Below are 23,719 nucleotides of genomic sequence, written 5' to 3'. Positions count from 1 at the left end.
TAAGGCGCGCGCTTCGCTTCTTCAGATCCGATTCCGTCCCCTCCGCTCCGTTTGCACGAATCTCCGTATCTTTTGAATATGGCGGTACGTAGGGTAGACCCTTGAATGATGGCTGTTTTCTTTATCAGCTCCCTTTTTTTTAAAAGGGAGCTGATAAAGAAAAGGCGCTCGCTTCGCTTCTTTAATGAAAATTTCGTTTGCTTCGCTCCGTTGCACGCAATGCATCTTTGGAAATGTGTGATACGGAGGTAAAACCTTTAATGCTACCAATGTTGTGTTAACTGATTGTTTTCTCAACTCGCTGTAATTCCTCATGCTTGTCATGGTTGTCCTTACCGACTCATAGGATGAAGATAAGAGCAATGCAGGAAGGAATGAGGTTACGGATGTTCAGAGAAGTTGTGTTTCCTTTATTATATGGGCTTGTTATCTTCTTTGCTGGCATGAAGGTCATGGAAATGTCGCTACAGCGCATGGCTGGGCCAATGCTCGCCGGGTGGCTCAATCGCGCCACTTCTGCCCCCTGGAAAGGGATGGCTTTCAGTGCAGGTGCAACCGCACTTCTCCAGAGCAGCACTGCCGTCACCGTGCTCACCATCGGTCTTGCCAATGCAAGAATCATCACCTATGGGCGCACGCTTGGGATTATTTTAGGTACAAATATAGGCACCTGTTTAACCACGGAGCTTGTTGGATTGCAGATTGGACGTGCTGCACTCCCTTTGCTCGTTCTTTCCCTGCTTGGCTGGGCTACTTTTGTTGTCCTTGCAGAACGCAATCGGGCGGCTCCCGAAGAAACCAAGCGAACGCTTTTCCAAATACAATGCAGTTTTTTGGCAGCAGCAGGATTCGCACTCGTCATGACAGGCATTCAGGTCATGCAATCCATTGCAGTTCCACTTCGAAGCATGGGTGTATTCCAATGGTTTTTGGATCGCTCCGCGGATAGCCTATGGTGGGGATTCCTTGCAGGAGCCTGTCTGACAGCACTAATTCACAGCAGTGCAGCTGTCATCAGCATGGCTATAACACTTGCCGCAACAGGTGTGTTGCCCGTAGAGATTGGTATTGCCATTGTGATCGGCTCCAATGTGGGCACATGCATCACAGCCGTTCTTGCTGCCGCTGGTGGAGCATCCGCAGGCAAATTCGTCGCAGCCGCGCATGTCATATTAAACGTGGCAGGTGCACTACTTTTCATGCCACTCATTGATCAGCTTCATGCAGCTTCGGCTTGGCTGTCCGCGGATCACGGAGCACAGATCGCCCATGCGCAGACTTTATTTAACGTCATCTGCTCCCTATTAGCTCTACCCTTATGTTATTTACCAATCTGGCACAAAAAACCACCGGTTACCGCCCCTTCGGCGAAATCACCCGTGGCATAGTGCTCACAACCATAATTAAAGATGCGTCACAAGTAATGGTTATTTAAAAAGTCCAGCGAATCCATTACTAGCTTCATCCGATTCCTCAGGACTGCTCCTTCGTCTTTTTAAACGTTAATGCCCAGTTTGCTCAGTGCGTCACGTAGAATACTGTCATTGTTGTCATAGCCGTTACTTTCCTGTCTTGACCATGCTTCCTCAGGTGTATACCAATCTACGCCTTTAATTTCTTCAATCTGAGGCTGCATATCGCCGCTCTCTGCCTCCACTAAATAATAGTGAACTTCCTTGTCTACCGGACCGAACTCTGCATGTTGGTACGTATAGGCGATAACATCGACAGGTTCAACAATTCGTCCAACCATGCCTGTCTCTTCTAATATCTCGCGCAGCGCTGTCTGCTCAATCGTTTCGCCTGGTTCCATTTTGCCCTTAGCCAATGTCGTTTTCCCGTAACGATCCACAATCAATTGGATCTGTAGTTTTCCGTCATCGTCTTTGCGATAAACAACGCCACCTGCTGAAATTTCTTTTTTGTTCATTTTGTTCTCCCCCACTCACGGAATACTTACGATCTGTTACACAACTTCTTAGCCATTTATTGCAAAAGAAGGATTTCATCGCCCGGGTACGTTCCCCAAGGAAATGAAATCCTTGTTTTTGTCATCTCGATTACATCGCCGCAGACTTCAGTTGATCTTCCAATACACGAACTAACGTAGCCTGGCTCTCATTGACGCCAGCTTCAGTAAGCTTCACGCGGCATACTTTACCGATCATATCCTGGGAACCATCGAATACCAATTGAATGTAATTATCGCTGTATCCTTGAAGTTTACCACTGCCTTCGCGGCCTTTGGCTTCTCCCTCAGGAATAACATCCAATACTTGTCCCACGAACTGCTGTGCATAAGCCAACTGCATCTGTTCAGACAGATCGATCAATTCATGTACACGAGCATTTTTCACTTCTTCATCCACCTGATCTTCCATACGTGCTGCCGGCGTTCCGGTACGTTTGGAATAAGGGAATACGTGCATTTCGGAGAAACCGATCTTCTTCATCAGTTCATAGCCGTTACGGAACATCTCATCCGTTTCACCCGGGAAGCCTACAATAACATCTGTCGTAATGGCTACATCCGGCATAGCTTCACGAATGCGGAGCATTTTATTATAGAACTCTTCAGTTGTATATTTACGGCGCATCCGTTTCAACACTGCATCGTCCCCTGCTTGTAGCGGAATATGGAAGTGACGAACTAGTTTATCCGAGCGTTTAATCACATCCAGCATACGATCATCGATCTGGCTAGCTTCAATGGAACTAATACGAATACGTTCCAGACCTTCGACTTTATCCAGATCCCAGAGCAGATCGGTTAAGTCGTAGTTTTCCATGTCGTCACCATATCCACCAGTATGGATACCTGTAAGCACAATTTCTTTGTAGCCCGCATGCACCAATTGATGCGCCTGTTGAACAATACTGTTGGATTCCCGGCTACGAGAAAGACCACGCGACCACGGAATGATACAGAATGTGCAGAAGTTATTACATCCATCCTGAATTTTCAGGAAGGCACGCGTACGATCAGCAAAATCAGGCACATCCATTTCTTCAAACACACGTGTCTTCATAATGTTACGTACAGCGTTTACCGGTTGACGGGATTCCTGAATTTCTCTAACATACGGCAAAATTTTATCCCGATCTTGTGTTCCGATAACCAGATCTACTCCTGGAATATCTAGAATCTCGGCAGGAGAGGTCTGAGCGTAACAGCCAGTTACTGCCACAATGGCATCCGGATTCCGACGAATGGCACGACGAATAATTTGACGGCTTTTCTTGTCTCCTGTATTCGTCACTGTACAAGTATTAATTAAGTATACATCGGCTGTCTGTTCATCAAAGTCCACTTGATCATATCCTTCGTTCTTGAACAGTTGCCAGATTGCTTCTGTATCATAAAAGTTAACTTTGCAGCCTAAGGTGTAAAACGCCACGGATGGCATAATTACATTCCCCCCATTTCTCCAGATTCGTATAGAACACAAGTCAGCGCGGCCATTCCAGCCGTCTCTGCACGCAAAATCCGTTTGCCCAGTCCAACCGATACGGCGCCAGCCTGATCAGCTTCCAGTGTCTCCTTCTCTGAGAACCCGCCTTCTGGGCCTACCACGATCAACACATTAGCCGTCTCATCAGGTGCAAGCTTTTCTACGAACGGTTTTAGCGCATCGCGCAGTTGCTTGCCGTTTTCTTTCTCATAACAATAGCATACCAGATCATATCCCTCAAAAGAAGACAACAGCCCTTTCCAAGAAAGCGGCTGCTCAATGGACGGAATACGGTTGCGATGGCTCTGCTCAGCAGCTTCTTTAGCAATCTTCCCCCATCGCTCTAGTCGTTTGCTTTCCTTCTTGGCATCATATTGCACAATCGTCCGTTCCGAGAGAAAAGGAACAAACGCTACCGCTCCGATCTCAGTGCATCGCTGAATGACCGTTTCCATCTTGTCACCTTTAGGCAAACTTTGAGCTACCGTTACACGAATACGAGCCTCATGATCCATCTCCAGAGGCTCCACAATATTCGTTGTCACTTCACCAGCTTCTATGCCTTCAATCTCCACCAGAGCTTCTCTAGTACGTCCGTCACTGACAATCAGTTTGTCTCCAGGTTTGCCACGCATCACCTTACTGATATGGCGCGCATCATCCCCTGTGATCACAACCGAACGCTCTTGGAATTGTTCTTCAGATACAAAATAACGCTGCATAGGTCTGTCCACCATTCTATCCTGTTATGAATGAAATTCACCCTGCTCACAAGCAGGCGTGAATCCATACGCCACAGATGATCATACAACTTTTACGTCCTTCTGACCAGTATTTCAGTCCAAAACGTTATCATTCGTTTAATAGAAGTACTTGTTCAAAAAGGCCTCTAAAATAGACCTCTTATTAGATTTCCAAAATCGTCATACATACTGTATGCCAACATGTATAACGGATTAATCGTTACATCGCGTAACGGAGGTACGATAAGAATAAGCAAGAAAATAAGAATAGACCATTGCTCCACGCCCTGTAGCTTGCGACTAATGGACGGCGGTAATAACTCTTCCAGAACCCGATAACCGTCCAGAGGAGGTAATGGAATCAGGTTGAATAAAAACAGGAAAAAGTTCGTGAGATTGAACATGAAGAAGAAGGTTGCAATTGCTGTATACAATCGTTCATTTGCAATATTATGCATAACTCCAGTACCTACAAGCGTAGCAAATACGATGGTACCCATGATCGCAAGCAACAAATTACTTAACGGACCTGCCAAGGAGACAATTAAACTCATTCTCCGCGGATGATCGAAGTTAGCTCGATTCACAGGTACAGGCCTAGCCCAACCAAAACCAGCGATCAATAGCATGATTACGCCCAATAGATCAAAATGCACAACCGGATTAAGCGTTACTCTCCCTAACAGTTTCGCTGTTGGATCTCCAAACTTATTGGCAAAATACGCATGTGCAAACTCGTGCACCGTAAAAGCAATCAGAATTGTTAGTAAGAAGAACGGTAACTGATCTAATGGGTAACGAAAGAGCGAATTCAGAAAATCCATCCGTTACCTCTTCCTAGCTACGTACGCCAGCCAGTCCTCATCACGGTGAACGGCACTAATTTCAAACCCAGCGGCAATGAGTCCATCATGAACTAACTGCTCTTTATTTTTCCAGATACCTGAAGCAATATAAACGCCACCTGGTTCAAGAGCATTATAGACATCGTCCACAAACAGCATGATGATCTCAGCAAGAATATTAGCTACAATGACTTTGACTGGGAGTTTTACGCCTAGCGTTGGGTCTTCACTTCCCAGAACAGACAGCAGGTCACTTTCCTTCACGGTGATACGATCATCAAGCCCGTTCAGATGTGCATTTTCCTTCGCGCTGGATACAGCCACTGGATCCAAATCTAAAGCTAGAACATGCTTCGCCCCAAGTTGTACCGCGCCAATGGCAAGAATGCCTGAACCTGTTCCGACATCAATGACTTCTTCTCCACCTTGGATCACCGTTTCCAGTGTACGCAAACAAAGTGAAGTTGTTGGGTGAGTCCCCGTACCAAAGGCCATGCCTGGATCAAGCTCGATAATTTTTTCGTCTGGGCTCTCTGGAGTATACTCCTCCCATGTCGGTTTGATTGTCAAACGTTCTGACACACGCACAGGTTTAAAATACTTTTTCCACGCATCTGCCCAGTCGTTCTCATCAACCGTTCTTGTCTCATAACGTACGTCACCCACATTAATATCGAATTCAGCAAGTTGCTCAATTCTTGGGCGCACTTCTGCCTGTAATGCTTCCATGTCTGTGTCTTCGGAGAAATACCCTTTGATCTCAGCAAAACCTTCAGGGATATCATTCAAAGGAAATTCATACCACTCACCATAGGGTGCATCACGCTTTTTATTTAAAGTACCGGACTCTTCAATTGAAACCCCTCCAGCACCTGCTTCATGCAAAAAATTCGAAATCATCTCTACCGCTTCTTCGGTAGTATGTATTGTTAGTTCATGCCATAACATACGTTATTTTTCCTCCTCATTTTTCAAACATCCCCATCATTGTACTACACAAGCGAGTCAGAATACAAAATGCAGTAATTACAGGTAGCGTTCGAATAGCAGGTAGAGTCGCCGCTAATATCTCATCATCCATAACTAACGGGTCTACACAACTTCTTAATGAAAACAAAAAAACAGGATCCCGTAGCATTGGCTAGAGCATCCTGTTCTGCTGGCTTATTCTTCTATTACGTTAGTTAATAAAAGCGCCCACCGTTTTGTGTAATCATCTCGGCTGCCTGTGGAAACGAATCGTTAGTCACCGACACGGTCAATAAAATACCTTGTTTGGGTTGTCCTGTCGATATGGTCTCAGGCATATCATATACCTGACCATTAGATAGCATTTCCGGATCATCACTAATTAGCGAAAGAACGTTAAGTTCCCCGCTAAACCCACCAATTACCGCCGTGGGAGAGAATTCTCCCTCCTCATCCTGTTTGGCATTCGGTTCATTTGATTGCAGAGGAAGACTTTCAACACGCAATTGATTGGGGTGTAATAGTTCGAGAGCTCTCCGTGCAGATTCAGCGTCAGACCAACTCGTAAAGACTGCCTCAATCCTTACTGTTGAGCGAACGTCTTCAGTCATGCAGCTCTCTTCCTTGACGACGATCAGCTGCCTCACTACGGCGCAATGCCTCTACGTCTTCATGATCGGCTGCCTCACTACTAAATTCCACATCTTCATTTTTTGCAGATTGCAATCGTTTCATTTTCTCAGTCTTCGTCAAAATTTTGCCCGGGCGTTCATGTTCTGCCATGTTATGTTCCTCCTTTAATATCAGTGCTCTATTATGGATGGGGTCTAACTAGATCATGCCACCAGCCTGTTCGATTATTGACAAGGCGCGGTGATGTACTGATTCATCTACGACTACAGTGAGCAAGACATCCCTACCTGTTGGGCCTTCTTGTCCGCCATCACTCATCCCACTAGCGGAAGGATCCGCAGCAGCCATAATTCCAGCGGTTACATTCATGCCCATCGCTCCAGGCACCCAAGAAGAGTAACTACCAGAAACTCCTGGCGTGTACGAGGCTCCACTTGGCCCTACACCTGCATAACGGCTGAAACGATTGATCGACAGGTCCTCCACACGTAACGCCTCCAATTTTTTGGCAGCGCCTTCTGCTTGCTCTGGGCTATGGAAGTACGCCAAAATGTTTTTCTCACTCATCTGGTCACACCTGCTTCCCTAGTTTTCGTATATGGGCTATCCCTTATCGTTCTCGCTATGCTAGTCTGCCGCAATGCTTCTCCATTTATGCACAAAAAAGGACACCATGCCGAATAACAGCAATGATGTCCTTTTATATTTACAATAACTGTGGTAAACCACATCTTTGAAGCTTTCCGGCTAAGGCCTTACACCGAGTTGTGGATAACAACCATCTATTAGTCACCACGGAATGCGCGTTTTACTCGATCAAAGAAGGATTGCTCATGTTCATGAGTTTGTTCTCCATCTAGTGCAGCAATTTGGCGTAACAGATCTTTCTGCTCGTCATTCAGCTTGCTAGGTGTAACAACAACCACCTTCACATGTTGATCCCCTTGACCCATACCGCGCAGGCGTGGAACCCCTTTGCCTTTAAGACGGAAATAAGTTCCGGTTTGCGTACCTGCTGGAATTTTCAATTTCACTTTTTCAGTCAACGTTGGAATCTCAATCTCGTCTCCCAATGCTGCCTGAGCAAACGTCAGTGGAATCTCGCAGTAAATATCGTCTCCTTCGCGTTCGAAGAAATCATGTGATTTCACACGAATAACAATATACAAGTCTCCCGCTGGGCCACCACGCAGACCGCCTTCACCTTCACCTGTCATACGCAGTTGTGCACCATCATCTACGCCCGCTGGAATGCGAACATGGATTTTGCGTTGCTTGCGCACTTTACCGCTACCACTGCACGTTGTACATTTTTCTTTAATAATTTGTCCTGTACCACTACAGTTCGAGCATGCACGGCGATTCACCATACGGCCAAATGGAGTGTTCTGAACAACTTCCTGTTGTCCACTACCTTTGCAGACCGTACATGTTTCTGGTTTCGTTCCTGGTTTAGCACCTGAACCGTGACAAGTGTCACAGCCTTCCGTACGCGGAATTGTAATATCCGTTTCTTTACCAAAGACAGCCTCTTTGAACTCAATGGTCATGGTATATTGCAGATCGTTCCCACGTTGCGGTGCATTAGGATCACGTCTTCCGCCACCACCACCGCCAAAGAACATATCGAAGATATCGCCAAATCCACCGCCACCAAAATCGCCACCACCACCGAATCCACCTTGATTCGGATCAATATGCCCATATTGGTCATACTGCGCACGTTTTTGGCTGTCACTGACAACATCATAAGCTTCTTTCACTTCTTTGAACTTAGCTTCTGCATCATCCGCTTTGTTTACGTCAGGGTGATACTGACGTGCAAGCTTACGGTATGCCTTTTTGATCTCCTCGTCGCTTGCATTTTTGCCAACGCCGAGAACCTCATAATAATCACGTTTTTCAGCCACTCTTCCACCCCCATAACATTCACCATATCGCACATCGTGACAAAAGGAAAGTCAAAGCACGGGAGCCCCGGCTATGACTTTCCCTTTAATCCGAACGTCACCAATGTTTCATTCGCCTACATGCGCGAATTAGTTTTGTTTTTTATCTTCGTCTACGACTTCGTAATCTGCGTCAACAACGTTATCACGTTTAGCAGAACCTTGTTGATCTTCAGCACCTTGAGCCGCTTGTTCTTGTGCTTGTGCTTGCTCATACAGTTTTACGGACAGTTGTTGAACGATCTCTGTCAGTTCTTCTGTAGCTGCTTTGATGTCTTCCAAGTTGTCAGTATCTACTACACCTTGCAATTTTTCTTTTGCAGCGTTAGCTTTTTCAACTTCACCAGCGTCAGCTTTTTCACCAAGATCTTTAATCGTTTTGTCCACAGAGTAGATCAGTTGGTCTGCACTGTTTTTGGCTTCAACGAGTTCTTTACGTTTTTTATCTTCTTCAGCGTGCAGCTCAGCATCTTTCATCATTTGCTCAACTTCAGCATCGCTCAAACCGCTGGAAGAAGTGATTGTGATTTTTTGTGTTTTGTTGGTACCTTTATCTGTTGCAGATACGTTAACAATACCGTTGGCATCAATATCGAAGCTAACTTCGATTTGTGGAACACCACGTGGAGCTGGTGGGATATCTCCCAACATGAAGCGTCCAAGAGATTTGTTACCTGCTGCCATCTCACGCTCACCTTGCAGGACGTGGATCTCAACGCTAGGTTGATTGTCTGCATAAGTGGAGAACACTTGAGATTTACTTGTAGGGATCGTTGTGTTGCGCTCGATCATTTTAGTGAATACGCCACCTGCAGTTTCGATACCCAGGGACAGTGGAGTTACGTCGAGCAATACAACGTCTTTCACATCACCTGTCAGTACGCCCGCTTGTACAGCAGCACCCAAAGCTACAACTTCATCCGGGTTAACGCCTTTGTGAGGCTCTTTACCTGTCAGTTTTTTGATTGCTTCTTGTACTGCTGGAATACGTGTTGAACCACCAACCAATACGATCTTGTCAATATCGTTAGCAGTCATGCCTGCATCACTCAATGCACGACGAGTCGGCTCAAGTGTACGCTCAACAAGACTTGCAGAGATTTCTTCAAATTTCGCACGGCTCAGGTTAAGCTCCAAGTGCTGAGGAACGCCGTCAGCCACTGTAATGAACGGCAGAGAGATCGTTGTAGTCAATACGCCGGAAAGTTCTTTTTTCGCTTTTTCCGCTGCATCTTTCAAACGTTGCACCGCTGCTTTATCTTTGCTCAGATCAATACCTTGATCTTTCTTGAATTCACTTACGAGGTAATCAATGATAACTTGGTCGAAGTCATCTCCACCTAGTTGGTTGTCACCACTAGTTGCTTTTACTTCAAAGAAGCCATCTCCGAGTTCAAGGATAGATACGTCGAACGTACCGCCACCAAGGTCATACACGAGGATCGTTTGATCTTCGGATTTCTCCATACCATATGCTAGAGCTGCTGCTGTTGGTTCGTTGACGATACGCAGAACTTCCAAACCAGCAATTTTACCAGCATCTTTCGTTGCTTGACGCTGACTGTCATTGAAGTAAGCTGGAACTGTGATAACCGCTTGAGTTACCGTTTGACCCAGGTAAGCTTCAGCATCAGCTTTTAGTTTTTGCAGGATGATTGCAGAGATCTCTTGTGGAGAATAGTCTTTGCTATCGATTGTTTCTTTGTGGGAAGTACCCATATGACGTTTGATCGAAATGATCGTACGATCTGGATTCGTAATAGCTTGGCGTTTTGCAGTCTCACCTACAACGCGCTCACCATCTTTTTTGAAACCTACCACGGATGGCGTTGTACGTGCGCCTTCTGGGTTTGGAATTACGACAGCCTCGCCGCCTTCCATAACCGCTACGCATGAGTTAGTTGTTCCTAAGTCAATACCGATTACTTTGCTCATCGGAAAATTTCCTCCTTCGACAATTGAGAAGAATCCTTCGATCCTTCGCTGCATTATAATTTATTTTCTTGCTCTATGTGTGCAAACCTCTATATGAAGCTTCGCGGGCATCATACCCTCACAAAGAGGAATTATGAGCTTACCTTAACCATAGCTGGACGAAGCACTTTATCTTTTAGCATATAGCCTTTTTGGACTTCCTCAACAACGGTACCTTCTTCATACTCGTCGCTTTCCACTTGCATGATCGCTTGGTGGAATTCTGGATTGAACGGTTGTCCTACCGTCTCCATTGCAGTCAGACCTTCATTGTTCAACACGGACTCCAACTGGCGGAAGATCATTTGAATGCCTTTGGAAAAAGATTCACTCTCCGTACCTTCAGGTACAGTCGCCATAGCACGTTCGAAATTGTCGATAACCGGTACGAGTTCGGTGATCAGCTTCATCGAAGCGTATTTCGCTAGTTCTTCTTTTTCCTTTTGAGTGCGGCGACGGAAGTTGTCAAAATCAGCTTGCGCACGGATCAAACGTTGCTGATGCTCCTCAGCTTCTGCCGTCAAACGTGCGATCTCACCTTGCTCTTGATCTACCATCTCCTCAGCCTGTGCTTCTGCAGCACCTGCTTCGTTAACAGGCTCCTGGCTTTCAGCCGCTGTTGTTTCCTGTTCTTCTGCTGCGAATGATTGCTCCTCTTTCAAGATGTTCACCTCCTTATAAGAATGAAATGGTTCATTTCCCGTTCAGATAAGCATCATGCGGGATGACCCACACAATGCTTATTTGAAACGATGCGTTAACATCGAAGTCAAGTCACGAGAGAGTGTATTTAATATATGAATGACACGTGCGTAATCCATTCGCGTCGGTCCCAGTATACCAATGGAACCTAAGGCCTCTCCATCCAATGAGTAGGATGCTGTAATCAGGCTGCAATTGGCAAAGGCTTCATGATCATTCTCGGTACCAATTCGTACCTGAATCCCAGATCCACCCGGCACGGGCATCATTAACTTCATCAGTGTTGGTGTCTCATCTAACAGGTCAAGAATATCTTTAACCTTTTCAACATCTTTAAACTCAGGTTGAGTTAACATATTTGTAGCACCGCTAAGGAACAGACGATTATCGTGCTCATTATCAAAAGCGCTATTCAGCACCTGCATGACTTCTTCATAGCGATTAATATGTCGTTCCATCTCTTGCCCAAGCTCTGTATAAAGACGTGATTTGAGTTTATAAATAGGTACACCGACCAATTTGGTATTTAACAGACGTACCACATTCTCCATCTCGGCAACCGAGATTTCCGGTGGAATCTGTACCGTTTTGTTCTCGACTTGGCCTGTATTCGTTACAATAATCGCCACAGCTTCCCGTTCATTGAGCGGAAGCAGTTGGAAATGGCGAAGCGAGGTGTGAAATACTTCCGGCCCCAGCAAGATCGAAGTATAATTTGTCATATGTGACAATATGACTGATGCATGTTGTATAACCTGTTCCATCACGTTTAACTTCTCAGCAAAAAATGACTTCAAATCGTCCAACTCTTGAGGCTCCACTTGATTCCACGGAACCAGATGATCTACATAATAACGGTAGCCCTTATGGGAAGGAATTCGTCCAGCAGATGTATGCGGCTGTTCCAAAAATCCCATATCCTCAAGATCCGCCATCTCATTACGGATCGTCGCTGGACTGTATCCAACATCTCCTCGTTTGGAGATGCTTCGGGACCCTACGGGCTCAGCTGAACGGATATAGTCATCCACTATAGCGTTCAGAATCATACGTTGACGCTCTGTTAACATGGTGAGTATCCCTCCTTCTGACTGCAATGTCCCATGTCGTTAGCACTCAGGTTAGATGAGTGCTAAGCGGTAATACAAAAATACCAAACTGACATGAACATTGTCAAGTCAGTTTCATAACGATGCTCATCAATTTATTACGTATGTTCAAGCTGACATGTTTTTTAGAACACGTTTAGACCGAAGAAGACGGAAATCATGCGATATCTCTAATAGTATAGACCATTCTCCGTCAGTCATAACACTCAACATTCATTATACAACATATGCATGAAAAAGGATCGCATGTGAGTAGAGTTGTTCACTCAAGACTCTGTTCATGCGACCCATTATGCATCAGGCGGAAATTTCTAGTTCTTTCAGCACTGCAATCTCGTCGCAGCAATTTTGTTTGCTGCAGTGCACGCAGTCCGTCCATACTTTTTCAGGAAAAATCTCTTTATCTACAATGGCAAAGCCATTTTTCTCAAAGAAAGAAACTTCATATGTGAGTGCCATCACTTTAGGAATTTTCTGATTCTGAGCTTCTTCCACCAGTCGATCCAGCAACCGGGAACCTATACCCAGTCCTTTGTGTCCTTCTGAGATACCAAGGGATCTAACCTCCACTAGATCGTTGCCCAAACGGCAAAGCGACCCACAGCCCACGACCTCTCCATCCACTTCAGCGACGACAAAGTGTTCCAGTTGCCTATGCAGTACTTCCCTTGATCGCGGAAGCATGATCCCACGCTCTGCGTATCCCTTAATCATTTCATATAGCGGTTCAACATCTTCCGGCACGGCTTTTCTGCATATAACCGACATTCTGCTCTCCTCCTATTACCAAGCTTTCCGAAGGAAAGCCAACTTCGTAGTTGTTAAATTACACGCTCTGTCAAAATCAATATGAATAAATATACAACAAAGCGTATAGAATTTCAAGCTACGAATTTAGCGATATCGAGCCAATAAACTCGGCAAAAACGTCGTTTCCGAACAGGATACCCTGCTCACTCAGCCGGAAGCCGTCTGGCGTCCGCTCAAGTAATCCTGCGTTTAACATTTTGCCCAATGGTTTTGCGAACACCTCTTCGATGGATTCACCAAATTGCTCATTGAAACGTGAGGCCGAGGCTCCCTCTAGCATTCTGAGTCCAACCATGAGATAATCCTCCATCGCTTCCGGACGACTGATCTCAAAATGATCTAAACGCGGCAGTCCCGTTTTGGCAGCTTCAACATAAGGATTTATTCCTTTAATATTCATATGCCGTTCGCGCCCTACGTATCCATGTGCACCTGCTCCAAGTCCATAATAATCCTCATTGCGCCAGTAGGTGATATTGTGACGACTCTCGAAGCCAGGTTTAGCAAAGTTACTGATCTCATACTGTTCATAACCCGCTTCTTTCATTCGGCTCATTAATAGAAGATACATCTGCAATTCATCATCTTCATGCGGTAGCGGCAATTGATTCTTCTGATACAGTGTATGGAAAAGAGTGTTCTCTTCCACTTTCAAGCTGTAGATTGAATAATGCGGCAGATCCAGCTCCAGCGCTCTGTCGATGCTCTCATTTAACATCTCTACCGTCTGGTTTGGCAAACCAAACATGAGATCGATGGACAAGTTGCTCAATCCTGCTTTACGTGCATTCTCCAAGCTACGATATACATCATCTGTGTTATGAATACGACCGATGCCAGTGAGTAGGTCATTTTGGAAAGCCTGCACACCAAAACTGACACGGTTAACGCCGCCTTCTTTCATCGCAGCAAGCTTCTCCGCATCTGTAGTACCCGGGTTCGCTTCCATTGAAAACTCAATATCGTCTGCCCAATTGGGGAAATATGTTTTGACGGAACGAAGGAAGTAAGCCATTTCGTCAGGCTTCAACGCTGTCGGCGTGCCCCCACCTACAAATATCGTTTTAATCTCGCCCGGCGGATTCGCCTTAACGGTATGCTCCATCTCCCGTTCCAATGCCTCTAAATACTGCATAACAGGCTGATCCTTCAGAACGTAGGAGTTAAAATCACAGTAAAAGCATTTATTCGTGCAAAAGGGAATGTGAAGATACACCGCTTGGGGTGAACCTGTTTTCCGGCTTTGTGATGTCAATGTCATGGGTAAGTCCCCCTCTATTTGAAAAAAGGAAAGCCATCCGGCTTCCCCTCTTAGCTTCATTATATAAATTGAAATATACGTGTAAGTATCAGTTCAATCTATATCATATTATCGTTTGCAAGCAAACGTCTTACAATTCAATTTCGATACGCACATTCTGTGATGTACCCGAAATCGAATTATTGGAATCTAATTTGAGTACACACATTCTGTGTTGTACCTCAAAACTTCGTTTACCCTTTCATACACAAATCATTGAGGTTCCAAAAGGGTTCACGTGACGTTTGCAAGCAAACGTCTTACAATTCAATTTCGATACACACATTCTGTGTTGTACCCGAAATTGAATTATTGGAATCTAATTTGAGTACACACATTCTGTGTTGTACCTCAAAATAGATTATTAATCATCAATTTTCAACACGGCCATGAACGCTTCTTGTGGTACCTCAACGTTACCAACCTGCTTCATCCGCTTCTTACCTTCCTTCTGCTTCTCAAGCAGTTTCCGTTTCCGCGAGATGTCACCACCATAACACTTAGCAAGTACGTTTTTACGCATTGCTTTTACCGTTTCACGCGCTACGACCTTCGTTCCAACGGATGCCTGAATTGGCACCTCGAACATTTGCCGTGGAATCAGCTCACGCAGCTTCTCACAGATAATGCGGCCGCGGTTATATGCACGGTCACGGTGAACGATGAAGGACAGAGCATCGACCTGTTCGCCATTAAGCAATATATCCATTTTCGCCAGATTAGACTGACGATAACCAGACAACTCATAGTCGAAGGATGCGTAACCTTTGGTACTTGATTTTAATTGATCGAAGAAGTCATATACAATCTCGGACAATGGGATTTCATACGTAATTGTAACCCGCGTAGTGTCCAAGTACTCCATATTAACGTATTCGCCACGTTTGTTTTGGCACAATTCCATAATGGTACCTACATAATCATTCGGTACGATAATGGCTGCTTTAACATACGGTTCTTCAACATAATCAATCCGTCCTACCTCAGGGTAGTTAGAAGGGTTGTCGATCTGAATCATCTCACCATTGGTCAGAGTGACATGATAGATTACGCTTGGTGCAGTAGTGATCAACGGAATGTTGAACTCACGCTCAATCCGCTCTTGGATAACGTCCATGTGTAGCAATCCGAGGAATCCGCAACGGAATCCGAATCCAAGTGCACTGGATGTCTCTGGCTCAAAGCTCAGTGAAGCATCATTTAACTGCAATTTCTCCAATGCCTCACGCAGATCCACGTAATCCGATGTTTCAATCGGATACAGACCGCAGTATACCATTGGATTAATTTTGCGATAACCCGGCAAAGGCTCTGCCGTTGGCTTTTTGGCATCGGTTACTGTATCCCCGACCCGCGTATCTCCTACGTGCCGAATACCTGCTACGATAAATCCAACGTCACCCACGTTCAGCTCGTCCACAATGGTCATGCGTGGTTTGAAGGCACCCACTTCGATAACCTCAAATGACTTGTCTGTTGCCATCATTTTGATCTTCGAACCGGATTTGATCTTACCATCGACAACACGTACGTATACGATTACACCTTTGTACGGATCATAGTGCGAGTCAAAAATCAGCGCTTTCAGTGGTTGATCCGGGTCACCCGCAGGAGCAGGTACGCTTTGTACCACTTGCTCAAGAATCTCCTTGATACCAATTCCAGCCTTAGCGGAAGCCAGCACTGCATTGCTTGTATCAAGCCCAATCACATCTTCTACTTCCTGTTTCACGCGATCAGGATCAGCGCTTGGCAGGTCAATTTTGTTGATGACTGGTAGAATTTCGAGATCATTATCAAGCGCAAGATATACGTTAGCTAGTGTTTGCGCTTCAATTCCCTGAGCTGCATCCACTACCAACAGTGCGCCTTCACATGCAGCCAAACTCCGTGATACTTCATACGTGAAGTCTACGTGTCCTGGCGTGTCAATCAAATTCAATAGATACTCTTCACCATCGTCTGCTTTGTAAGTCAGAGCTACAGCTTGCAGTTTAATCGTAATTCCACGTTCGCGTTCAAGATCCATCTGATCCAGCACTTGCTCCTGCATCTCACGCGATGTAAGCGCACCTGTGTACTCCAAGATCCGGTCCGCAAGTGTTGATTTGCCGTGATCTATATGTGCAATAATTGAAAAGTTACGAATTTTACGTTGTCTTGCCCGAATGTCAGTCATTCCTTACCCCCAGAAACAGCCTAGTGTCAATCACTTCATTATAACAGTTGATGCAGGGTGCATCAATCCCATGATGTTTCAACTTTATCATAATTTATCACTACGAAGAACTGCCAGGGGTATATTTTGCCTTGAATGTATTGCTTTTTATTCAGCAACGCCACTAAACAGGGAGACCACCCATTTAATTCCGCTATGAGAAAGGTTCTGTAGAAGTCCCGCCGTTTTATCAGCAAGAACATCAACCGGTGCTTGGCTCTGCTCTGCTCCTAACACCTGACTCGGCGATTGGACAGGTACAACTGGTGGTTCCTTTTTTTCGACCTGTTCCACAGGTTGTTCTGGCTCAGATTCGACTGCGACGGATGCTGGCTCTGACTTTACAAGCGCAGGACTTTCCTGCTGATCATTCCCAAGCTGAAAGTTACTGCCTGCCAGCTGCATACCAAACAGAATTCCAAGTAACATCAGAACAGCAACCGATAGCAGCTTTTTCCCGAATCTGGACACGCTCTTCGCCCCCTCGATACATGATTTAGAATGTTCTCCGTTGACTCAACGCTAACCACCTTGTGTTTTCGTTTCCGCGCTTGCCTTATCCACGTTCTGATCTTGCCAATACACTTCGGCAATCATGTCAGCTAATATCTTAGAGGTTCGCTTTAATTCAGCTGCCGTATTATCGATGCCTCCGATTTCAATAAGGATACTGTTTGGAGACAGCGTCTGGTTGTATTCACCATTGTTAGCTCCTCCTCCAGTTTTCCCCCAGACCCCACGAGAAACTCCAGGATACTTGGCCTCAAGCTTCTTGTGAATCTTAGCCGCAAAGGCCTCATTTTTCTCCCAGTTTGGATTTTCATGCCCAATGATAAAGTAGACTTTTGCATATCCAAGACCTTCAATCGTTGTTGTTGTTTTATTATGGCGCTGTGAATCCCTGTGGATATCAATGAGATAGGTAAGATCATCATTTTGGGCAAGTGCAGCTTTTACCGTCTGACGTGAATATTTATAGGAATAATTCCAGTTGTAACCCTTCACTTTAGTAGGATAATCCTCCTTGGCATGTTCAACCCCTATACCTAGTTTTTCCAAACTATCTGTTAAATAGCTCCCCACTTGAAAAACATTGCCTGTGGACTTACCGGAAGAAGGGTTATCACTCTTGGTACCTAGTAATGGATTGTATCCTTCCCGTGGATGCGAGTGATAGATAAGGACTGCCTTTTTGTCTAATGTAGGTTCGGAATCATCGTCTGGATTCTTCTTAGGCGGATCTTCCTGAGCTTCTGGATCTTTGGAATCTCCAGGATCTTCAGTCTCGTCCGTATCTGGTGAGGTCGTATCATCTTGCCCTGGTGGAGTATGTAGTTCTCCCTCACTTTTCCCACCATTCGTTGAAGCGGTGTCCGTTAATCCGGGACCGGGTTGATAATCCTCTGGCGCTTCAGCCTTTTCATTTCCCGACCCTGGCCGAAGCAACACCGGCTGATTGGACCCCATTCCTGGCATTTCTCTAGCAATTAAGCTTTTGGGATCCTGAGGATTAACATTGGTAAGAAGTTGAAAAACAAACGTGGTTAAATTCTCACCTGAAAACGCAGAGGTTTGTTCCTTTTGAGTTAAGTGCGGTACTTCCATACCAAGCATGTCTACAAAAAAACGACTAGACACGGTACTGGCGAATCCTTTCATTGAAGAAACGGGCGAGTTATTCAATTGCTTCTCTGCCATTCCTCCTAGACCGAGTACAATAAAAAATAGGATCGATATCATCATAAGCAACAGCAATGTACGACCCATGGCCAGTACATGCAGAAATCTTTTTCTCCACTTGCCAATATTCCATGCCAATATTTTGTTCATGCCTCTGTCTCCTTCCCTGCTGGACAACTCTTATACTCCAACTCTATGAGCTAGTTAGAATTGATAGAACTAGAAGAGGACAATCTCCAAAAAAAAGAAAGTCCGATAGATTCGGACTCTCTTCTAATAGGGCTTGGAAAGTGCATATTCAGGGATAAGATAGGAAGTAGCTAGAAGTGGTTAACGCTGTAAAATCAACTTCATCAACTTCAATTAATGTGTATATGCGGCTACATTATCAGGATTAACAGCATCATGTAATGCCGCATTCAGCCCTGTTGCAATGACATTAGCGATATCTTCTATAAACTCATCAATCTCTTTAGGGGTTACGATCAGATCATGACCCAGTGGTTCCAATATTTCTTTGACCAAACTGAGGCGCTCATTTTCACTGATATCGTCAAGCATACCCATGATTTGTTTTGTTTGATCCGTCTCCTGGCGGAAATGACTCCGCATCATTTCAATCGCGTTATTCACAATCGTTGATGCATAACATACCGTAGGGACACCAATTGCAATACAAGGCACACCCAGAATATCTTTCGTTAAGCCACGTCGCTTATTCCCAATGCCAGAACCTGGATGAATCCCTATGTCTGCAACTTGTATCGTCGTGTTGACACGTTCTAATGAACGAGAAGCAAGAGAATCAATCGCAATAATCGCATCTGGCTTGGTTCGATCCACGATACCTTGCACGATATCACTTGATTCAATCCCCGTAGTTCCGAGTACCCCTGGAGCAATAGCACTCACTTCTCGATAGCCTGGCGCTACCTGATCAGGTACTAATTCAAAATATTGACGGGTAACCATGAGATTCTCCACAACTAACGGGCCAAGTGCATCAGGCGTAACATTTAAATTTCCCAGTCCCACAATTAAGATCTTGGAGTCTTTGTTAATGCCTGCTTTGGTCATAAAATCTTCCATTTCTCGAGTGAACTCCGCAGCGACACGCTCCTGTAGTTCCGTATCTCCATTGCGAAGGGCGGGAACTTCTAACGTAACGTAATGTCCCTTCACACGACCAATAGCTTGTGCCGCAGCATCGTTCTGAACATCAATCCTTGTAATCGTGATTCCTTCTTTGGTCTCTACATCTTCCCGCAGACCTGGGATCGTTTGCTTCTGGTCACCTTGAACCATTTCCTTTGAATCAATTGCCAAGTCAGTGCGTACTGTATAGTTCTGTAAATCAAGTGTCATCCGTTCTTGCCTCCCTTACCGCATTTGAGCATATTGTGTGGGAAAAAGGGATACTTTATGCAACATGCCCGAATATGATAGGAATTTCTGTTGCAATTTACATGCCATCATGCTAGAATATTTTAAGTTGTGAAACGTTTGTATTCATGCAAATGCCTTACAGGAGGTGAATGTAATGCCAAACATCAAATCCGCTGTTAAACGCGTAAAAACGAGCGACAAGCGCCGCGCACTCAATGCTTCCCAGAAATCTGCACTTCGTACAGCTGTTAAAGCTGCTGATGCTGCCCTGGTAAGCAACGAAGTTGATACTGCTAAAGCTGCAATTCAAGCTGCTTCCAAAAAGCTGGACAAGGCTGTAACTAAAGGTCTGGTTCATAAAAATGCTGCAGCTCGCAAAAAGTCTCGCTTGGCGAAAAAACTGAACGCTCTTTCCGCACAAGCGTAAGAAGCGTTACTTATACGATCCAATGGAAAAATCCTGAACAGCATGTGCTTTCAGGATTTTTTAGCTATGTGGTCGGTTGAGTACTATCAGAAACAAAAGCGGCTCTCACTCGGTTGATCAAAGATCAACGGAATGAGAGCCGCTTTTTTTCTATTTCCCCTAATGAATGTTTCGCAATAATGAGTCGCATTACACCAACATCACGCAACATTTCTTAGGCACCAAGTTTTAACAAAAACAACTCCAAACCAAGCACTTTGTCTACAGCGCCTGTTTTCATTTGATAATCCAGCTCACTCAGATGACTTAAAATCAGTCGTAAACGTTCAGGTTGAAATTTACGTGCTTGCTCCCCAGCAATTTTGACTGCATAAGGGTGAAGTCCAAGCTGGCTTGCAATCTGCTGCTGTGAATAACTCTGTTGCCCAAGCTCCTTCACTTGAATCATGATTCGGAACTGTCTAGCGATCAATGCCGCAATTTTGATAGGCTCTTCGCGCTGTTTCAACAACTCATAGAATAGAGATAACGCCTTCTCAAGTCTTAAATTCGCTAATTCCTCCACTAGAGCAAATACATTCTGCTCTGTGCTACGTGCAACCAACGATTCGATATCCGCACGTCTAATCATGCCACCGTTTCCAGCAAAAAGGCAGAGCTTGTCTACTTCAGCAGATAACGTCTGTAGACCTGTTCCCGCATAACTGACTAGAATATCTGGAGCTCCAGGTTCAAAGGTAACCTCACGTTGTTTAGCCAGCTTCACAATCCAGTTCAACAACTCTTCCCCACTAAGTGGAGCAAACAAAAGCACAATGGCTTGCTTCTTCGCAGCCTTCACTAACTTTTTGCGCTCATCGAGCTTATCCCCTTGGGCTAAAAATACGATTGTACTATAATCCGCAGGGTTATCCATGTATGTCAGCAAGCGATCAACCTGATGCTCAATTTTGGAATCCTTACCGGCTGTAAACAGATTCGCATCTCTAACAATAATTAGTTTACGCGGCACAAGGAAAGGAACCGTCTCCGCTTCTTCAATAACAACTTCTACAGGTGTCTCCGAGAGATCATAAGGTACAATCGCAAAATCTCGATGCTCCTCCTCGATAACCTGTTCCTTCAACATATCCGTAAATTGCTGTATCTGGTATTTCTCCGTTCCGTACAGCACATATATCGGAGCCGTATCCCCACTTCGTATTGCTTTTGTTGCACTCTTCACATCCATCACGGTGCCTCCTTATCCCTCTTATCCTACCAGAAAACGTGACAGACAACAAAGGGGCCTTCGATCCACCGTGTGGATGAAGACCCCTTAGTCCTACATCTATATAAACGCAGCACCAACCACTCTAGAAGAGGCTGTTCAAAAAAGTTCGCTTTTGATTACGAAGGATGCCTAACGGCATCTCAGCGTCGAACATAGAATTCAACCGAAATGTCCGTTGCTCACGTAGGTTGCCTACGCTCCGCTACTCCATTTCTAGCTTCATCCCATCTTCTCGGTACTGAAAATCGCCCTTTTTGAACACATAACTAGTAGAGGCTAATGCGCGGTCATACGACGTCAGTTGTTATAACTGATATAGGACGTGGTTTACTTTCATTATATTCGGATGCAGCTATAATGTTCTTCCATGGACAGATGATAACCATAACATGGTACGATTATTTCTCGGTATTCTCGCTGCCCGCTACTGGAGCTACATGAAATGATTTTTTCATTGCTGCTCCATCCTTCTCTGTCTCATAATTGAATACGGTGCTATCCTTGGACCAGCTAGCCGATTTCAATGTTCCTTCCAGATCACGTTGTTCTACTAGATTCAGAACGTCAGAATCACTGGCAGATTTAGAATAGATACTGAGCTGGTTGCCGATCTGTATGACCAGATAAGAACCATTCGGAGACTTCCACTCTGTTGCAGGAGGAGTCACCGCAGCGGCAAACCCACGATCTGGAGCAACCAATCCATTGTTACCATCTGTCGTCTGCTCAGGGCTCTGATCTGCATTAGGAGCGACCATGCCCGTTGCTGGTTCGTCATTATTTACATGCGGCACTACATCTTGCGTTGAAAAAGACTCTGACTCTCCAGTTTCAGGTTCAGTTCCAGCACCATCATCTGAACGCCCTTGAGGAGCATCAGCACTTCCCGGATCTACACTCTTTTGTTGATCAGGTTCTACTTGATTAGCATTCCCCTGATTCTCCGAAGGAGTTGACGCTGAAGGTGTTTCTTTCGGCGCATCGACTTTTGCCTCAGCATCAGCCGACGGCTGTTTCGGTGTTACATCTTCCTGTGGTTGAGTTTCCTGCACCTTCTCCGACTCATTCTCCTCAGGATTTACTGTCGAAATAGATTCTTGTGTATCAGGCTGTCGATCAGGCTGATCTTTGGACAGCCCTGACATAGTACTGTTGTCTCCTTCTGTCGGAGCAGTGGAATCCTCGTTGCTAATTTCCATTCTGAGTGCGTTCTGATCTTCATTACCGCTTTCTTGAGCACTCCCTGCACCCATCATTGACTCTGCATTTTCAATTTTCTCAGGCGTATAACCCCATATAGCTACACCCAATACCAAGACGGCTGCCGCAGCCCCCATAGACATTCGGCCAACCATAGAATTAAACCAAGAGGGTTTAACTTTCCGCTCACTTGATCGTTGTAAATTTTCAAATGCAGCAGGGACAGGACTCATTTCTTGCATGGTACTGCTCTGTTCCCTCCGCGCTTCGTCGATCGCATCTAATTGAGGCATAATTGCATCCACTAAACTAAACTTTGGGGTTACTTGCGGTAAATCTTCCAGTTCTCTGGACAAAGCTCTGAGCAAACTAAAATTCTCGGCGCACTCCGGGCACTTGGCCACATGTTGTAGCAACTGCTCGGTCTCCACCTCACCCAGATCATGATCCAGATACCGGTGCATCCATTCCACCACCTCATCACATTTCATCCTGTCACACCACCTTTCTGATACTCCTGTAATAGATTTTGTAATTGTTGTCTAGCTCGAAATAAATAAGATTTCACCGTATTCAACGGAAGATCGAGACAGTCCGCAATTTCGTTATACGATAAATCCTGTAAGTATCTTAGAACAATCACGGTTCGATGATGCTCTGGAAGCTTGTTGATCGCCTCCTGAATATCTTTTGCCACATACGTGGACATCACTTCAAATTCTACATTTTGATTATCTTGAAAAACCATCTCATGCTCGTCAATCGAGACAGAAGGCTTGGTTCTTCTAAATTTATCAATACAGATATTCGTTACAATGCGTTGAACCCATGTTTTGAATTGTGCTTTTTCTTCATAAGAATTAATCTTGGTGTAAATTCGGATCAACGCTTCCTGAGCAGCATCCAAAGCGTCTTGTTCATTATTTAAAATGTAAAATGCGGATCGATAAACATGCTGTTCAATGTTCCGCAATAGGGTAATTAGAGCGTCGCGATCGCCCGATTGAGCGGCTCTGATGAGTTCCGGCTCTACCACAAAGGATCCCCCT

Annotated in this window: 23 protein-coding genes; 2 read left to right on the top strand and 21 right to left on the bottom strand. The window is 45.1% G+C overall.

Annotated features, from left to right (window positions below; all coding sequences use genetic code 11):
• The first annotated feature begins 386 nt into the window (after positions 1-386).
• Positions 387-1,388, top strand: a complete 1,002-nt coding sequence (locus J2T19_RS24350) for a Na/Pi cotransporter family protein (protein WP_307220467.1) — start codon at positions 387-389, stop codon at positions 1,386-1,388.
• 107 nt (positions 1,389-1,495) lie between these two features.
• On the opposite strand, the gene J2T19_RS24345 is transcribed toward J2T19_RS24350, so the two are convergent.
• The 18 genes from J2T19_RS24345 to gpr form a co-directional block, all read right to left on the bottom strand.
• Positions 1,496-1,930, bottom strand: a complete 435-nt coding sequence (locus tag J2T19_RS24345; RefSeq protein ID WP_056695997.1) for an NUDIX hydrolase — start codon at positions 1,928-1,930, stop codon at positions 1,496-1,498.
• A 130-nt stretch (positions 1,931-2,060) separates the two neighbouring features.
• A complete protein-coding gene (gene mtaB / locus J2T19_RS24340) occupies positions 2,061-3,407 on the bottom strand; it encodes a tRNA (N(6)-L-threonylcarbamoyladenosine(37)-C(2))-methylthiotransferase MtaB (RefSeq protein WP_307220458.1) in 1,347 nt (448 codons plus the stop codon).
• Between the two features lie 2 nt (positions 3,408-3,409).
• Positions 3,410-4,174 (bottom strand): RsmE family RNA methyltransferase, encoded by a 765-nt coding sequence (locus tag J2T19_RS24335; RefSeq protein ID WP_307220464.1) that lies wholly within the window; start codon positions 4,172-4,174, stop codon positions 3,410-3,412.
• Between the two features lie 167 nt (positions 4,175-4,341).
• Positions 4,342-5,019: a site-2 protease family protein gene (locus J2T19_RS24330; protein ID WP_307220455.1), complete on the bottom strand. Its 678-nt coding sequence runs from the start codon at positions 5,017-5,019 to the stop codon at positions 4,342-4,344.
• Between the two features lie 3 nt (positions 5,020-5,022).
• Complete coding sequence (gene prmA, locus J2T19_RS24325) at positions 5,023-5,988, bottom strand: 50S ribosomal protein L11 methyltransferase (protein ID WP_307220451.1); 966 nt, start codon at positions 5,986-5,988, stop codon at positions 5,023-5,025.
• 236 nt (positions 5,989-6,224) lie between these two features.
• Positions 6,225-6,620, bottom strand: a complete 396-nt coding sequence (locus J2T19_RS24320) for a hypothetical protein (RefSeq protein WP_307220447.1) — start codon at positions 6,618-6,620, stop codon at positions 6,225-6,227.
• Positions 6,613-6,792 carry a YfhD family protein gene (locus tag J2T19_RS24315; protein WP_056695979.1) on the bottom strand — a complete coding sequence of 60 codons (180 nt, stop codon included), beginning with the start codon at positions 6,790-6,792 and terminating at the stop codon, positions 6,613-6,615. Before J2T19_RS24315 ends, J2T19_RS24320 begins: the two co-directional genes overlap by 8 nt.
• A 48-nt stretch (positions 6,793-6,840) precedes the next feature.
• Entirely contained in the window at positions 6,841-7,209 is a 369-nt protein-coding gene (locus J2T19_RS24310) for a hypothetical protein (protein WP_307220442.1), read from the bottom strand.
• Between the two features lie 218 nt (positions 7,210-7,427).
• The gene (gene dnaJ, locus J2T19_RS24305; protein WP_056695975.1) at positions 7,428-8,552 is read right to left on the bottom strand and encodes a molecular chaperone DnaJ; all 1,125 of its coding nucleotides are present in this window, start codon (positions 8,550-8,552) and stop codon (positions 7,428-7,430) included.
• Positions 8,553-8,681: 129 nt separating this feature from the next.
• A complete protein-coding gene (dnaK, locus tag J2T19_RS24300; RefSeq protein WP_307220439.1) occupies positions 8,682-10,526 on the bottom strand; it encodes a molecular chaperone DnaK in 1,845 nt (614 codons plus the stop codon).
• 131 nt (positions 10,527-10,657) lie between these two features.
• Positions 10,658-11,227: a nucleotide exchange factor GrpE gene (grpE, locus tag J2T19_RS24295; protein WP_307220437.1), complete on the bottom strand. Its 570-nt coding sequence runs from the start codon at positions 11,225-11,227 to the stop codon at positions 10,658-10,660.
• Between the two features lie 78 nt (positions 11,228-11,305).
• Positions 11,306-12,337, bottom strand: a complete 1,032-nt coding sequence (hrcA, locus tag J2T19_RS24290) for a heat-inducible transcriptional repressor HrcA (protein WP_056695970.1) — start codon at positions 12,335-12,337, stop codon at positions 11,306-11,308.
• Between the two features lie 336 nt (positions 12,338-12,673).
• Entirely contained in the window at positions 12,674-13,144 is a 471-nt protein-coding gene (locus tag J2T19_RS24285) for an N-acetyltransferase (RefSeq protein ID WP_056695968.1), read from the bottom strand.
• Positions 13,145-13,262: 118 nt separating this feature from the next.
• Positions 13,263-14,447 carry a radical SAM family heme chaperone HemW gene (hemW, locus tag J2T19_RS24280; protein ID WP_307220431.1) on the bottom strand — a complete coding sequence of 395 codons (1,185 nt, stop codon included), beginning with the start codon at positions 14,445-14,447 and terminating at the stop codon, positions 13,263-13,265.
• 403 nt (positions 14,448-14,850) lie between these two features.
• Positions 14,851-16,665: a translation elongation factor 4 gene (lepA, locus tag J2T19_RS24275; protein WP_145045729.1), complete on the bottom strand. Its 1,815-nt coding sequence runs from the start codon at positions 16,663-16,665 to the stop codon at positions 14,851-14,853.
• Positions 16,666-16,812: 147 nt separating this feature from the next.
• Positions 16,813-17,175 (bottom strand): DUF3679 domain-containing protein, encoded by a 363-nt coding sequence (locus tag J2T19_RS24270; protein WP_056695962.1) that lies wholly within the window; start codon positions 17,173-17,175, stop codon positions 16,813-16,815.
• 51 nt (positions 17,176-17,226) lie between these two features.
• Positions 17,227-18,534 carry a stage II sporulation protein P gene (locus J2T19_RS24265; RefSeq protein WP_307220427.1) on the bottom strand — a complete coding sequence of 436 codons (1,308 nt, stop codon included), beginning with the start codon at positions 18,532-18,534 and terminating at the stop codon, positions 17,227-17,229.
• A gap of 213 nt (positions 18,535-18,747) precedes the next feature.
• Positions 18,748-19,749 carry a GPR endopeptidase gene (gene gpr / locus J2T19_RS24260; RefSeq protein WP_307220425.1) on the bottom strand — a complete coding sequence of 334 codons (1,002 nt, stop codon included), beginning with the start codon at positions 19,747-19,749 and terminating at the stop codon, positions 18,748-18,750.
• A 175-nt stretch (positions 19,750-19,924) separates the two neighbouring features.
• Here gpr and rpsT point away from each other — a divergent pair, with 175 nt between their 5' ends.
• The gene (gene rpsT / locus J2T19_RS24255) at positions 19,925-20,197 is read left to right on the top strand and encodes a 30S ribosomal protein S20 (RefSeq protein WP_024628504.1); all 273 of its coding nucleotides are present in this window, start codon (positions 19,925-19,927) and stop codon (positions 20,195-20,197) included.
• A gap of 214 nt (positions 20,198-20,411) precedes the next feature.
• Here rpsT and holA read toward each other — a convergent pair whose 3' ends face one another.
• From holA to J2T19_RS24240, 3 genes are all read right to left on the bottom strand, one after another.
• On the bottom strand, positions 20,412-21,428 hold the full coding sequence (gene holA, locus J2T19_RS24250) for a DNA polymerase III subunit delta (protein ID WP_307220423.1): 1,017 nt from the start codon (positions 21,426-21,428) through the stop codon (positions 20,412-20,414).
• Positions 21,429-21,868: 440 nt separating this feature from the next.
• Positions 21,869-23,161 carry a zf-HC2 domain-containing protein gene (locus J2T19_RS24245; RefSeq protein ID WP_307220421.1) on the bottom strand — a complete coding sequence of 431 codons (1,293 nt, stop codon included), beginning with the start codon at positions 23,159-23,161 and terminating at the stop codon, positions 21,869-21,871.
• Positions 23,158-23,706, bottom strand: coding sequence for an RNA polymerase sigma factor (locus J2T19_RS24240; protein ID WP_056695951.1), 549 nt, complete (start codon positions 23,704-23,706; stop codon positions 23,158-23,160). The genes J2T19_RS24245 and J2T19_RS24240 overlap by 4 nt, the downstream gene beginning before the upstream one ends.
• Positions 23,707-23,719 lie beyond the last annotated feature (13 nt).

It is taken from the genome of Paenibacillus tundrae, assembly GCF_030812775.1.
GTDB lineage: Bacteria > Bacillota > Bacilli > Paenibacillales > Paenibacillaceae > Paenibacillus > Paenibacillus tundrae_A.
Note: the sequence above shows the minus strand (reverse complement) of the source record. Positions and strands in the feature narration are given on the sequence as shown.

Coding starts and splice junctions, on each gene's coding strand:
- J2T19_RS24350 (WP_307220467.1), top strand. CDS start 387: ATGTTCAGAGAAGTTGTGTTTCCTTTATTATATGGGCTTGTTATCTTC.
- J2T19_RS24345 (WP_056695997.1), bottom strand. CDS start 1,930: ATGAACAAAAAAGAAATTTCAGCAGGTGGCGTTGTTTATCGCAAAGAC.
- mtaB (WP_307220458.1), bottom strand. CDS start 3,407: ATGCCATCCGTGGCGTTTTACACCTTAGGCTGCAAAGTTAACTTTTAT.
- J2T19_RS24335 (WP_307220464.1), bottom strand. CDS start 4,174: ATGCAGCGTTATTTTGTATCTGAAGAACAATTCCAAGAGCGTTCGGTT.
- J2T19_RS24330 (WP_307220455.1), bottom strand. CDS start 5,019: ATGGATTTTCTGAATTCGCTCTTTCGTTACCCATTAGATCAGTTACCG.
- prmA (WP_307220451.1), bottom strand. CDS start 5,988: ATGTTATGGCATGAACTAACAATACATACTACCGAAGAAGCGGTAGAG.
- J2T19_RS24320 (WP_307220447.1), bottom strand. CDS start 6,620: ATGACTGAAGACGTTCGCTCAACAGTAAGGATTGAGGCAGTCTTTACG.
- J2T19_RS24315 (WP_056695979.1), bottom strand. CDS start 6,792: ATGGCAGAACATGAACGCCCGGGCAAAATTTTGACGAAGACTGAGAAA.
- J2T19_RS24310 (WP_307220442.1), bottom strand. CDS start 7,209: ATGAGTGAGAAAAACATTTTGGCGTACTTCCATAGCCCAGAGCAAGCA.
- dnaK (WP_307220439.1), bottom strand. CDS start 10,526: ATGAGCAAAGTAATCGGTATTGACTTAGGAACAACTAACTCATGCGTA.
- hrcA (WP_056695970.1), bottom strand. CDS start 12,337: ATGTTAACAGAGCGTCAACGTATGATTCTGAACGCTATAGTGGATGAC.
- J2T19_RS24285 (WP_056695968.1), bottom strand. CDS start 13,144: ATGTCGGTTATATGCAGAAAAGCCGTGCCGGAAGATGTTGAACCGCTA.
- hemW (WP_307220431.1), bottom strand. CDS start 14,447: ATGACATTGACATCACAAAGCCGGAAAACAGGTTCACCCCAAGCGGTG.
- lepA (WP_145045729.1), bottom strand. CDS start 16,665: ATGACTGACATTCGGGCAAGACAACGTAAAATTCGTAACTTTTCAATT.
- J2T19_RS24265 (WP_307220427.1), bottom strand. CDS start 18,534: ATGAACAAAATATTGGCATGGAATATTGGCAAGTGGAGAAAAAGATTT.
- gpr (WP_307220425.1), bottom strand. CDS start 19,749: ATGACACTTGATTTACAGAACTATACAGTACGCACTGACTTGGCAATT.
- rpsT (WP_024628504.1), top strand. CDS start 19,925: ATGCCAAACATCAAATCCGCTGTTAAACGCGTAAAAACGAGCGACAAG.
- holA (WP_307220423.1), bottom strand. CDS start 21,428: ATGGATGTGAAGAGTGCAACAAAAGCAATACGAAGTGGGGATACGGCT.
- J2T19_RS24245 (WP_307220421.1), bottom strand. CDS start 23,161: ATGAAATGTGATGAGGTGGTGGAATGGATGCACCGGTATCTGGATCAT.